The organism is Pontivivens nitratireducens, from assembly GCF_011290545.1.
Lineage (GTDB): Bacteria > Pseudomonadota > Alphaproteobacteria > Rhodobacterales > Rhodobacteraceae > Pontivivens > Pontivivens nitratireducens.
Map to the genome: position 1 here is coordinate 334013 of NZ_CP049811.1, position 12398 is coordinate 346410.

Genomic DNA, 12398 nt, shown 5'->3' on the forward strand with positions numbered 1-12398 from the left:
TCAAATCGCGACAACCCCGCCCGGCCCGCCCGGCTGGGCTCAGTTGGCAAGGGAAAGGAATTTCGCGTGGCCTATGAGATGCTCATAACCGATGTCTCCGATTACGTCGGACTCATCAAACTCAACAGACCCGATGCGCTCAATGCGCTGAACGCCCAATTGCTCACCGAGCTGGCGGACGTGCTGAAGGCCTGGGATCGCGACGACAACGTTCGCGCCATCGTGCTGACCGGATCGGAAAAGGCATTCGCCGCAGGGGCCGACATCAAGGAGATGTCGGACAAGTCCTCCGTCGATATGTTCGTGTCCGATTACTTCACCGAACAAACCGACGCCGTCGGCCGCACGCGCAAGCCGATCATCGCCGCCGTATCCGGCTTCGCGCTGGGGGGCGGGTGCGAACTGGCGATGATGTGCGACTTCATCATCTGTTCGGACACAGCTAAGTTTGGCCAGCCGGAGATAAACTTGGGCGTCATGGCCGGAATGGGCGGCACCCAGCGTCTGACCCGCCTGGTGGGCAAGTCCAAGGCGATGGAGATGAACCTGACGGGGCGCTTCATGGATGCGGAGGAAGCAGACCGGTCCGGTCTGGTGTCACGTGTCGTGCCGGCGAAGGAGCTGCTGGACGAAGCGCTCAAGACGGCGGGAAAAATCGCGGAGAAATCCCAGATTGCCGTGATGGCGGTCAAGGAATCGGTCAACCGCGCCTACGAGATGACGCAGCGTGAGGGCATCCTGTTCGAGCGCCGCGTCTTCCACTCCCTGTTCGCCACGGAGGACCAATCCGAGGGGATGGCCGCCTTTGCTGAAAAGAGAACCCCGAAATTCCGCGACAAGTAACCCAAACACCGCCAATGGCGTTGACAGACCACGGGCACGGGTGTACTTGCGCGGCTCATCTTTGAATCAAAAGAACCGGAATCAATCATGGCAAATACGCCTTCTGCTAAAAAGCGCGTGCGCCAGCTCGAGCGCCGCACCGAGATCAACAAGGCGCGTCGCTCGCGTATTCGTACCTATCTGCGTAAGGTCGAGGAGGCGATCGCCGGTGGCGATCAGGCCGCGGCGAAAACCGCGCTTCAGGATGCACAACCCGAGATCATGCGCGGCGTGACAAAGGGCGTGATCCACAAGAACACCGCCTCGCGCAAGGTGTCCCGGCTGTCCAGCCGCGTGAAGGCGATGGCCTGAGGTCAGACGTCGCAGGCGAATGTGAATACAGGGCGTATCTTCGGATGCGCCCTTTTCATTTGCCCCTCCAATCCTCGCCCCGCATCCGCGTGGCGCACCATTCGCCCTGACGTCACTTCACCATCACATTCGGATGTTCCGCATTCGGTCCTGTTGCGAGAATCGCACCCAATCCGTAAGTTCTGGCAACGCACCGCACCGGCTTATCCATTGATTCCATATGGCCCCGCCTTCGAAGGAAAACCCCCTTCGCGAGGGGCTCTTTTCCTTGGATAACGCAAATATATCAACATCTTAGCGTGGAAATTTGTCTCGGTTTCGCTTGTGTGCGAGACCCGACTCAGACTAGTTTCTTCGAACGACGAAGACAGCTTCGAAGAGAAGACCGCGTCGGACAAATGAGGAGGGCATAACGTGTCGCAGATCGAACAGATGAAACCGCAAGAGGCGTACGAGATTCTGCGGTCGAATCCTGCGGCGGCCCTTGTTGACGTCCGAACGCAGGCGGAATGGAATTTCGTAGGCATCCCCGACACGAGGGACCTGGGCAACGCGATGGCACTGGTACAGTGGGCGCGTTACCCCGATATGGCCGTGAATACCAATTTCGTTCAGGAACTGACCGATCAGCTTGGCGGGCAGATTCCCGACACGCTGTTGTTCATCTGCCGCTCCGGCGCCAGGTCGCAGAACGCGGCGCAGATGATCTCTCAGCAAATGTCCCAGGCAGGCAGGGACGTTCGCTGCATCAATGTCGCGGAGGGATTCGAGGGTGATCTCGATTCCAAATCTCAGCGAGGAAAGCTCAACGGCTGGAAGGCCGGTGCGCTGCCTTGGCGACAAACCTAGAACCAACGTCGGGCGATCGACGCCCGCACTGAAACTCTTGCCTGCCGGCCCGCCTGATGCGTGGTCCGGTGACAACCGGATTTTGATGGGACGAAACATGTCGGATACCGATGCCTGGGGGCGGATTTGCACGGATATGAAATCCACGATCGGCAAGGAAGCCTATCAAAGCTGGATCGATCCGCTCGCGCTTCACAAGATCGAACAGGGCATCGCGCATTTCGCCGCACCGACCAGCTTTATCGGCCGCTGGGTGGATCGCAATTACGGTGAGCGCATCCGCTCCTCCTTCGCGCGCGAGGGGTACAGCGTCACCCGTCTGGATTTCAGCGTCAGCCCGGCAGCGCGCAAGGCCGCCACTCCGGCGGGCCAGCGCAGCGCGCCCCTGAACGCTCCATCGGCCAAGACGACAGCCACCGCCCACGCAGCGGACGAAGAACTGCCCGGATCGCCGCTGGACCCGCGCTTCACATTCGACAGCTTCGTCGTGGGCAAACCGAACGAGCTGGCCCATGCCGCCGCGCGCCGCGTGGCCGAGGGGGGCGAGGTCGCCTTCAACCCGCTCGTCCTCTATGGCGGGGTCGGACTGGGCAAGACGCACCTGATGCACGCCATTGCCTGGAAACTTCAGCAGGACAATCCCGGCTTCCGCGTGCTCTACCTCAGCGCGGAGCAGTTCATGTACCGCTTCGTTCAGGCGCTGCGGTTTCGGGATACGATCTCGTTCAAGCAGATGTTCCGGTCCGTCGATGTTCTGATGGTGGATGACGTGCAGTTCATCGCTGGCAAGGATTCCACGCAGGAGGAATTCTTCCACACTTTCAACGCCCTGATCGACCAGAACAAGCAGGTCATCATCTCCGCCGACCGTGCGCCGGGGGAAATCGACGGGATGGAGGATCGGATCAAGTCCCGCCTGCAATGGGGGCTGGTCGCGGACATTCACCCCACCGACTACGAATTGCGGCTCGGCATCCTGCAGGCAAAGCTGGACGCCCAGCGCGCGCAGCATCCAAACGTCACCATCGACCCGAAGGTCATCGACTTCCTCGCGCATCGGATCAGCAGCAATGTGCGCGTCCTTGAGGGCGCGCTGACGCGGCTCTATGCGTTCGCGTCCCTCGTCGGACGGCACATTGATCTGGACATGACCCATGAATGCCTGACCGACCTGTTGCGCGCCTCCGAACGCAAGGTCACGATCGAGGAGATCATGCGCAAGGTCGCAGAATACTATCACCTGCGCATGAACGATCTGATGTCCGCCCGGCGCGCCCGCGTCGTGGCCCGCCCCCGTCAGGTCGCGATGTATCTGGCCAAGACTCTGACATCCAAGAGCCTGCCCGAAATCGGACGCAAATTCGGGGGCCGGGACCACACCACGGTGATCCACGCGGTCAAGCGGGTCGAGGAACTGAAGCAGACCGACAGCCAGATCGCAGACGATGTCGAATTGCTGCGCCGGATGCTCGAAGCCTAGGGACTTATTGCCACCGGACGAGCCCGTCTTGGGCAATCACGACTTGGAGAGGGCGGCGCGAGGATAATGCCTGCACGACTATTCTGTGTCAGAAGCAAGACATCGCGGTTGAACTTCGGCGTTCCACCTTCATCTTGTTATGGACATTACAGGAGGTCCATCGTGGATCGTATTATCAATAAGTTCGTCTTGCTATGCGCCGCGCTGATGCTGCCCGCGTCCCTTCATGCACAGGACGCGCCGAACATGCGGGAAATAACCCGTGTTTCAACCCATATGGGAACGATGACGGCATCCTTCGTCCAGGAGCTGGACGAAGGGGAGCCGGTTACCACCCTGCAGTTCGAACCGTGGCAGATGCTGGACGATCTGTTTCGCGACGACATCGTGTTGCTGATGCGCCATGGGCCGACGGATTGGTCCAAGCGCGACGCCTCGAACGTCGCACCGACCGATTGCGCAAACCAGCGCATCATGACCAGTTACGGCATGGCGCGCATGCGCGAATTGGGAACGCTGCTGGCCGCGAACGAGGTTCGACCAGGCTCTATCGTGGTGTCCGAATGGTGCCGCAATCGCCAGACGCTCGACAACCTGATGATCGGATTCGAGCGGATCGACCCCGATTATGCCAATTCCATCGACGTTGAGGTTGATCCCGGCATGAACCTGCTGCTCTCGCTGCAAGGTGCACGTGACGCGGTGCCTCTGCGGGAACGGATTTCGTCATGGGAGGGGGATGAGAAGGGCCCGCTTCTGATTATCACTCACTTCACCAATATCGACGAGGTGACGAATTTCCACGTCTACGAGGGCGAGATTCTGGTCATCGACCCCAAGCGGAACAATCGCGTTCTGGGGTATCTGCGTCTGCGCAGTGCCGAACCGGATGTCGGTCATTTCAACGATGAAACCATACCGGAGGATGCGGCGGGCGAGGTGACCTACTGAGGGTGTAGTGACTGCTGGCTCTCGAATCGCATCCTTTCTACACTTCGCAGCCATCCCGCGTTCCGTCAGATTAGCTGCGGGCCGTGCGGCGGGGACCGGAAATAGCGGCTATCAGCTATGGAAACCTCTGCTTCGTGGAGAGCGTGCGCTTGGCAGAAGCCCGACGTCGGCCATGCACCCACCCTGCGGGACCAAGTCCTCCACACAGTTGGGTGTGATGAATCGTCGCTGCGCGTATCGGACAACAAGAGCGTTTTTCAAACTCTCCGAACTGACGTAAAGCTGTGCTCATGATAAACATGCAATCCTCCATCACCCCTCCGATGCGTGCCTTGTGGACGCTGACCCTCGTTCTTTTCGCCATCGAGGCGTTGCTTCAGTTGAACGATATCGGCGTGCCGGGGATATCGCGCAGGATCGCCTATACATACGGCGCATTCTGGCGTCCGCTGGTGTTTTCCGATGTCGAGCCGGTCTTCGCGTTGCAACCTTTCACCATGTTCATCAGCCATGCCTTTCTGCATGGCAGCATTCTGCATGTCGTGATGAATGCGGTGATCCTGCTCAGCGTAGGGCGCCTGATCGTCACCATTTGCGGTGAGGCGCGGATGCTGGCGCTGTTCGTGCTCAGCGCAATCGCGGGCGGGGCCGGGTTCGCCCTGTTCGGGCCACAGGAACTGGTGCCAATGGTCGGCGCGTCGGGGGCTGTGTTCGGCTTCATGGGCGCGTGGAAGCGCTGGGAATTCATCGCTTTGCGCTCCACCGGGCGGTCCACCGCGCCCGTCTGGAAGTTCATTGCGTCGCTGACCGTCCTGAACGTGGCGCTGCATTTCGGGCTGGGCGGCACATTGGCATGGCAGGCGCATCTCGGCGGTGCGCTGGCGGGATGGGTTCTGGCCCCCCTTCTGCGGGCACCGCGCCGCCCTGTCTGATCGCGCCACGATCTTGTCAAAGTGCAACGGCAATCCCTATGTGCCACCTCAACACGAGATGAGGAGAGCCCCATGACCGATGACACCCGCTTCCCCGGCTGGCACGGAACCACGATCGTCGCGGTGCGCAAGGGCGGCCGCGTTGCGGTCGTCGGTGACGGTCAGGTCAGCGTCGGCCCGACCGTGATGAAGGGGACCGCCCGCAAGGTGCGTCGCCTGACCCCCGGCGGCTCGGACGTGGTGTGCGGCTTCGCTGGCTCCACCGCCGATGCGTTCACCCTGCTGGAACGGCTGGAAACCAAGCTGGAGGCGACACCGGGCAAGCTGGCCCGCGCCTGCGTCGATCTGGCCAAGGATTGGCGCACCGACAAGTATCTGCGCAATCTGGAGGCGATGCTGATCGTCACCGATGGCTCCGATCTGTTCATCGTGACCGGTGCGGGCGACGTGCTGGAACCCGAGCACGACATCGCCGCCGTGGGATCCGGCGGCAACTTCGCGCTGGCCGCCGCCCGTGCCCTGATGGATCAGGACATGGATGCGGAGGCGATTGCCCGGCGCGCCCTGTCCATCGCTTCCGAGATCTGCGTCTACACCAACGGCAACGCGACGGTTGAGGTCATCTGACCTCCCGCCCTTGCCTGCCCCTTTGAGAGGACATCCAATGACCGACCTGACCCCGCGCGAAATCGTCACCGAGCTCGACCGCTTCATCATCGGCCAGGCCGACGCGAAACGTGCCGTTGCCGTGGCCCTGCGCAACCGCTGGCGGCGCCAGCGGCTGGACGACACCATGGCCGAGGAAGTGTACCCCAAGAACATCCTGATGATCGGACCCACCGGTGTGGGCAAAACGGAGATCTCGCGACGGCTCGCCAAACTGGCCCGCGCCCCGTTTATCAAGGTCGAGGCGACGAAGTTCACCGAAGTCGGCTATGTCGGTCGCGATGTCGAACAGATCATCCGCGATCTGGTGGACGCCGCCATCGTGATGACCCGCGAATATCGGCGTGAGGAGGTCAAATCCAAGGCGCATGAGGCAGCAGAGGCCCGCGTCATCGCAGCACTTGCCGGTGAGGGCGCGCGCGAGCAGACCCGCGAGATGTTCCGCCGGAAACTGCGTGACGGATTGCTCGACGATACTGAAATCGAGGTTGAAGTGTCCGACACCTCGAACCCGCTGGGGGCGATGGACATCCCCGGTATGCCACCTGGGGGTCAGATGATGGACCTCGGCTCGCTGTTCGGAAAGGCGATGGGCGGTCGCAAGACCAAGAAACGCCTGCGCGTCGCCGACAGCTATGAGATTCTGATCGCAGAGGAAGCGGACAAGCTGCTGGATGAGGAGGCCCTGACGCGTGAGGCTGTGCAGGTCGTCGAACAGTCCGGCATCGTCTTCATAGATGAGATCGACAAGGTCGCGAGCAAGCAGGACGGGCGTGGTGGCGAGGTCAGCCGCGAGGGCGTGCAGCGTGATCTGCTGCCCCTCATCGAAGGCACCACCGTTTCCACCAAGCATGGCCCGGTAAAGACCGATCACATCCTGTTCATCGCATCGGGCGCGTTCCATGTGGCAAAACCGTCGGACCTGCTGCCGGAACTGCAGGGTCGCCTGCCGATCCGGGTCGAACTGCGGGCCCTGACCGAAGCTGATTTCGTGCGCATCCTGACGGAAACGGACAATGCGTTGACCCGTCAATACACCGCGCTTCTGGGAACCGAGGGCGTCACCGTGACCTTTACCGAGGAGGGCATCTCGAACCTCGCGCGGATCGCGGCGGAGGTGAACGCCAATATCGAAAATATCGGCGCGCGGCGGCTCTACACTGTGCTGGAACGGGTGTTCGAGGAGTTGAGCTTCACCGCGCCCGACCGCAATGGGGAAACGGTTCAGGTCGATGCCACATTCGTGGAAAAACACCTGGGCGAACTGAGCCGATCCAACGACCTCAGCCGCTACGTGCTGTGACATTACGGCCTTCCTGCTGAACACATCCCCGCCCCGTCCGTGCGATCAGGTGCTTCGGGCGGGGACGTTTGCGGAAGCTGACGCGAGAAAAGGCGGCACATGGCAGTCGCCTGACAGGCTGATGACGTGTCCCGCTCATGCGGCGCTGGCCTCCTGTCACGGATAGACTATCTTCACCCCATGACACTGCTCGCCTGCCCTTCCTGCGATATGCTCCACGATGTACCTGACCTGCCGCAGGGCCGTCGGGCCTATTGCCTGCGCTGCAATCACATGCTGGTTTCGGGGCGGCACACCTCGCTCGACCGAACGCTGGCGACCGGCTTCGCGATCGCCATCCTGATCGTGTTCGCGCTATTCTTTCCGTTCCTGTCGATCGAGGAACTTGGCTTTTCCAATACCACCACCTTGCTGGGCGTGGCCGCAGCGTTTCTGGACGGATGGCTGATTCCGCTGACCCTTGCCGTTACGGCCAGCATCGTGGCGATTCCGCTGATCCGCGTGGCCCTGCTGATCTATGCACTGTTCCCGATCTGGCGCGGGCGCCCCCCCGCGCCCCACGCCGCCCGCGCCTTTCGGTGGTCAGAGGCATTGCGCCCCTGGTCCATGGCCGAGATCTTCGTGCTGGGCGCAGCGGTGGCATTGGTCAAGGTCGCGGACCTTGCCACGATCGGTTTCGGTCCGGCCTTCTGGGCGTTTTGCGCCGCCGTCTTCATCATCGCGTTCGAGCGGCAGATCACCGACGCCGCCTCGATCTGGTCGATGCTGGACAATGAGCCATGAACGTCCTGACCGCGCGCGAGGCCGGCCTCGTTTCCTGCCATCGGTGCGAACTGGTCCACGATCAGGGGGTCGCGCGCTGTCGGCGATGCCATGCGCACCTGTCTTCGCGAAAACCCTATAGCCTGCAAAGGGTCTGGGCATGGCTGATCGCGGGGATCGTCGCCTATATTCCGGCCAACCTGTACCCGATGCTGGTCACACGGCAACTGGGCACGACGCATGAGGACACCATCGTCGGCGGCGTGATCGTTCTGGCAGATACCGGCGCCTACGGCATCGCGGGGATCGTCTTTTTTGCGTCCGTGGTGGTTCCGCTCTCCAAGTTCGGGGTGATCGCCCTGCTGGCGTGGTCCGTGACGCGCCCGAACAGTTTGAGCCAGCATTCGCGGCTTCACCTGCATGAGGTCATCGAATTCGTGGGCCGCTGGTCGATGATCGACGTGTTCGTCGTGGCCTTGCTGACGGCACTGGTCCAGTTGGGTGCGGCGGCCAGTGTGCATCCGGGGCCCGCTGCCGTATGCTTCGCCCTGTCAGTCGTTTTCACCATGCTGTCCGCGCAAGCGTTCGACCCGCGCCTGATCTGGGATCGTCCCGACACTTCGCCGAAGGAAACCTGATTTGACCGACCTGCCGCCCCCTGCCCCCCGGATCGAGACCGACGCCAAGCAGCCCTACTGGAAACGCGTGTCTCTGGTGTGGGCGATCCCCTTGGTTGCCCTGATCGTGGCCGCAGCGGTGACCTATCGGACCTATGCGTCGCGCGGACCGGTCATTTTGGTGCACTTCACCAACGCGGCGGGCATCGTTATCGGGCAGACCCCGCTGCGGTATCGCGATGTGAGGATCGGCCAGGTCGAGGATATCAGCTTTGGCCCCGGTCTTGACGACGTTCTGGTCCATGTTCGGCTGGACCGCGATATCGCATCCTACCTGACCGAGGAGGCGGTGATCTGGATCGTGCAGCCAGAGATTACCGCGCAGGGGATCTCCGGCCTCAGAACGGTGGTCAGCGGCACCTACCTCGCGGCTCAGTTGCCCGATGAACCGGGCGAGCAGGTGACCGAACTGACCGGGCTGGAGCGCGCGCCCCTGACGCCGATCGACCAACCCGGCCTGCGCGTCACGCTGCGCACCGCGCTGGCCAGTTCCATCTCTCTCGGCTCCCCGATTCTGTACAAGGGCATCGAGGTCGGCCAGGTCGAGGATCTGGAGCTTTCCAGCAATGGTCGCACGATCATCTACACCGCCTTCATACGTGAGCCCTACAACAACCTCATCACCGATGGGACGCGGTTCTGGGATGCGTCGGGATTCAACTTTACGCTGGATACCAGCGGTGCCTCGCTGAATGTGGGCAGTCTGGCCGCGCTGCTGCGCGGGGGGGTCACGTTCGACACGGTTTTCGAGGGCGGATCGGCCGTCACGCAGGATCGCGGATTCCGTCTGTATCCCGATCCCGAAACCGCCCGCTCCTCGCTTTTCGATACGTTGGAACGCGCGCCGGTCACCGTCTCGGCGGTCTTTCCCGGTTCGGTCAGTGGCCTGCGGGTGGGGGCGCAAGTCTCCTATCGCGGGATCCCTGTCGGCACCGTTACCAGCCTGTCCGCGCGACTGGCCGGCGAGGAAGGACATCGAACGGTCGAGTTGATCGCCGCGTTCGAGATCGAGCCGGGGCGGCTCGGCCTGCCGGCCGGCTCCGACACCAGCATCACGCTCGACCTGTTGGCGGAGCTGGTCGCGGATAACGGGCTTCGTGCCCAACTTAGCGCTCCATCGATCCTCAGCGGGGCGCAGAACATCGAGCTGACCGAAGTGCCGGACGCGGTCGCGGCCGTGCTTGACACGAATGTACAACCCTTCCCCCGCATTCCCACGGTGGAGACGGACGCGAGCGGTCTGGCCGAAACGGCAGAGGGGTTGATGACGCGCATAGACGAATTGCCCATCGAGGCTGTTCTGAATGCGGCGACACAGGCCCTGACGGCTGTCACGTCCCTACTCAACGATCCCGAGCTGCGGGAAATTCCCGCCGGAGCAAATGGCGCGATCGCGGATCTGCGCGATCTGTTGCAATCGGATGGCATTACGCAGGCCCCGGATGAATTGCTCGCCGGTCTGACCGCGCTGCGCGGTTTGCTGGAGGACGCGCAGCAGGCCGCCCTGATCGAGGCCTTCTCGACCGCTGTGGCCGACATCTCCATCCTTGCGGGCACCCTCAACCAGACGGCGGAGGAGATCACGCCCGAACTGGAATCGACCCTGATCGCCACCGAGGCATTCCTGACCTCGACGCAGGAAGTGCTGGACGATCCTTCGACCCGCGCGATCCCGATGCGGGCGGAGGCCCTGCTGGCAGAGGTTCAGGCCATCGTCTCCGACCCGGCCTTGCAGGCCGCACCCGAAACGTTGCAAACCGCCCTGGCCCAGGCCGAGGCGATCCTGAACGAGTTCCGCGATGCGGACATCGCGACCCGCCTGGCCACCGCCCTGGATGAGGGCGCGTCCGCCGCGACCGGAATCGCGGATCTGACCACCGGCGCGGCCGACCTGCCTGATACCTTGGCTGCTGTGATCAAGGAGGTGGACGAACTGACGAACACGGCCACCGCATTCCTGTCCGACCCCGAGGTAACCGCCGCCCCGGCGGAGTTGACGGGGCTGCTGCGTTCCGCCCGGGAAATCCTGGACGACGAGGCGACGCGCGCCCTGCCTGAGGAAACCCTGGCCGGGATCGCGACCATCAATCGCACATTGGCCGCCATCGAGGAGGCGGACATCACCACCCTGTTGGACGAAACGCTGACCTCTGCCACGCAGGCAGCGGCCCGTCTGGCCGAGATCGCTGAAGCGGCGGAGCCTGTTCCCGGTGCGCTGAACGATCTGATCTCGAATGCTGACTCGATCCTGACCGATCCCGGAACGCAGGCGCTGCCCAAGCAGGCCACAGCCGCGTTGAGCGCCCTGCGCACCTTGCTGGAGGATCCCGAGACGCAGGCATTGCCTGCCGATATCGGGGCGGGCCTGCGCAGTGCCCGTATCCTGCTGGACGATCTGATCGCTGCAGAACTGGGTCAGCGCCTGCAGGATGCGCTCGCCGATGCGGGCCGCGCTGCGGCCAGCGTAGCGGAGGCGTCCGACGGGGTCCCCGACCTGATCGCGCGCATCGACGCCGTCGTGAAGGATGCCGAACAGGTGGAACTGGACGTTCTGGCCCGAACCGCGCAGGATCTGCTGCGCAGTGCCGACGACATCCTGTCCGCCCCCGGCGCGGAGGATCTGCCCGCCTCGCTGAACGGCGCACTGAGCGAGGTTCGCGTAACGCTGGCCGAATTGCGCGATGTCGGTGTGGCGCAGGGTCTGGGCGATACGCTGAGCACGACGGAACGCGCGGCGGAGGCCATTCGTCTGGCCGCGCTCGATGTACCGGGCCTGTTGTCGCGACTGGATGCACTAACCTCTCAGGCTGGAACGACAATCGCCGCCTATAACGAGGATTCGCTCCTGAACGAAGAGGCCATTCGTGCCATCCGCGAGTTCCGCGATACGGCCCGTGCGATCACCGCGCTGGTCAGGCAGATCGAACGGAACCCCAACTCCCTTCTCACCGGGCGCTGACGCACCCCTCGCAAAGGATCGACCCCATGCGTTTTCTCATGCTCGCCCTCGCCATTACACTGACGGCCTGTAGCTCCGCGCCGGAACCGCGCATTCAGCTTGCCCCGATCGCACCCGCTGCCGAAACCACGGACAGCGTGGTGCAATCCATCGAGCTGCGCGAAATCTCCCTGCCATATTACGCGCAGGGTGAGGAGATCGGCATCGTCGAGGCGGATGGCAGCGTTGCCTTGCGCACCGACATTCTGTGGGCCGACCTGCCCCCCCGGGCGCTGACCTTGCGGTTGGCGCAAACACTGGCCGCCCGCTTACCCGAGACGGCCGTCGCAGCGGAACCCTGGCCCCTGCTCAGCCGCGCCGATCTGCGGATCGAGATTCAGGTCGCCCGGGCGCTGGGCCAGATCGACGGCGACTACAATCTGGACGGTCAGTATTTCGTCATCGCTGGCAATTTGGGGGAGTATGAACGCGCGCAAAGCTTCGCGATCTCACAGCCTGTCGAAGGCATCGGGTTTACGGCGATCTCCGTCGCGCAATCGGCCGCGTTCGATCAGTTGGCCGATCTGATCGTCGCGGATGTAGCGGCGGTCACGCCTGCCGACATTGGGCGGCGTTGAGGCGACCA

12 protein-coding genes are annotated in these 12398 nt (G+C 62.8%); all 12 read left to right on the forward strand.

From position 1 onward, the window contains the following. Positions 1-66: 66 nt before the first annotated feature. The 12 genes from G8E03_RS01640 (at position 67) to G8E03_RS01695 (ending at position 12390) form a co-directional block, all read left to right on the forward strand. Positions 67-843 (forward strand): enoyl-CoA hydratase, encoded by a 777-nt coding sequence (locus tag G8E03_RS01640; protein ID WP_166187880.1) that lies wholly within the window; start codon positions 67-69, stop codon positions 841-843. Positions 844-930: 87 nt separating this feature from the next. Beyond that, complete coding sequence (gene rpsT / locus G8E03_RS01645) at positions 931-1194, forward strand: 30S ribosomal protein S20 (protein WP_166187882.1); 264 nt, start codon at positions 931-933, stop codon at positions 1192-1194. Positions 1195-1608: 414 nt separating this feature from the next. Further along, the gene (locus tag G8E03_RS01650; RefSeq protein ID WP_205793185.1) at positions 1609-2043 is read left to right on the forward strand and encodes a rhodanese-like domain-containing protein; all 435 of its coding nucleotides are present in this window, start codon (positions 1609-1611) and stop codon (positions 2041-2043) included. 97 nt (positions 2044-2140) lie between these two features. Continuing rightward, a complete protein-coding gene (dnaA, locus tag G8E03_RS01655) occupies positions 2141-3523 on the forward strand; it encodes a chromosomal replication initiator protein DnaA (RefSeq protein WP_166187884.1) in 1383 nt (460 codons plus the stop codon). A gap of 162 nt (positions 3524-3685) precedes the next feature. Beyond that, on the forward strand, positions 3686-4474 hold the full coding sequence (locus G8E03_RS01660) for a histidine phosphatase family protein (RefSeq protein WP_166187886.1): 789 nt from the start codon (positions 3686-3688) through the stop codon (positions 4472-4474). 290 nt (positions 4475-4764) lie between these two features. Next, entirely contained in the window at positions 4765-5406 is a 642-nt protein-coding gene (locus G8E03_RS01665; protein WP_166187888.1) for a rhomboid family intramembrane serine protease, read from the forward strand. Between the two features lie 72 nt (positions 5407-5478). Continuing rightward, the gene (gene hslV / locus G8E03_RS01670) at positions 5479-6033 is read left to right on the forward strand and encodes an ATP-dependent protease subunit HslV (RefSeq protein WP_166187890.1); all 555 of its coding nucleotides are present in this window, start codon (positions 5479-5481) and stop codon (positions 6031-6033) included. 37 nt (positions 6034-6070) lie between these two features. Beyond that, on the forward strand, positions 6071-7375 hold the full coding sequence (hslU, locus tag G8E03_RS01675) for an ATP-dependent protease ATPase subunit HslU (protein ID WP_166187891.1): 1305 nt from the start codon (positions 6071-6073) through the stop codon (positions 7373-7375). Between the two features lie 180 nt (positions 7376-7555). After that, complete coding sequence (locus G8E03_RS01680) at positions 7556-8158, forward strand: paraquat-inducible protein A (RefSeq protein WP_166187893.1); 603 nt, start codon at positions 7556-7558, stop codon at positions 8156-8158. Beyond that, positions 8155-8775, forward strand: coding sequence for a paraquat-inducible protein A (locus G8E03_RS01685; protein WP_166187895.1), 621 nt, complete (start codon positions 8155-8157; stop codon positions 8773-8775). The genes G8E03_RS01680 and G8E03_RS01685 overlap by 4 nt, the downstream gene beginning before the upstream one ends. 1 nt (position 8776) lies before the next feature. Continuing rightward, a complete protein-coding gene (locus tag G8E03_RS01690) occupies positions 8777-11773 on the forward strand; it encodes an MlaD family protein (RefSeq protein ID WP_166187897.1) in 2997 nt (998 codons plus the stop codon). 26 nt (positions 11774-11799) lie between these two features. Then, the gene (locus G8E03_RS01695; protein ID WP_166187899.1) at positions 11800-12390 is read left to right on the forward strand and encodes a PqiC family protein; all 591 of its coding nucleotides are present in this window, start codon (positions 11800-11802) and stop codon (positions 12388-12390) included. The last annotated feature ends 8 nt before the right edge of the window (positions 12391-12398 follow it).

What these genes read in the sequence shown, in the direction of transcription:
- G8E03_RS01695 (WP_166187899.1), top strand. Translation starts at nt 11,800, where the DNA reads ATGCGTTTTCTCATGCTCGCCCTCGCCATTACACTGACGGCCTGTAGC.
- G8E03_RS01665 (WP_166187888.1), top strand. Translation starts at nt 4,765, where the DNA reads ATGATAAACATGCAATCCTCCATCACCCCTCCGATGCGTGCCTTGTGG.
- dnaA (WP_166187884.1), top strand. Translation starts at nt 2,141, where the DNA reads ATGTCGGATACCGATGCCTGGGGGCGGATTTGCACGGATATGAAATCC.
- hslU (WP_166187891.1), top strand. Translation starts at nt 6,071, where the DNA reads ATGACCGACCTGACCCCGCGCGAAATCGTCACCGAGCTCGACCGCTTC.
- hslV (WP_166187890.1), top strand. Translation starts at nt 5,479, where the DNA reads ATGACCGATGACACCCGCTTCCCCGGCTGGCACGGAACCACGATCGTC.
- rpsT (WP_166187882.1), top strand. Translation starts at nt 931, where the DNA reads ATGGCAAATACGCCTTCTGCTAAAAAGCGCGTGCGCCAGCTCGAGCGC.
- G8E03_RS01685 (WP_166187895.1), top strand. Translation starts at nt 8,155, where the DNA reads ATGAACGTCCTGACCGCGCGCGAGGCCGGCCTCGTTTCCTGCCATCGG.
- G8E03_RS01680 (WP_166187893.1), top strand. Translation starts at nt 7,556, where the DNA reads ATGACACTGCTCGCCTGCCCTTCCTGCGATATGCTCCACGATGTACCT.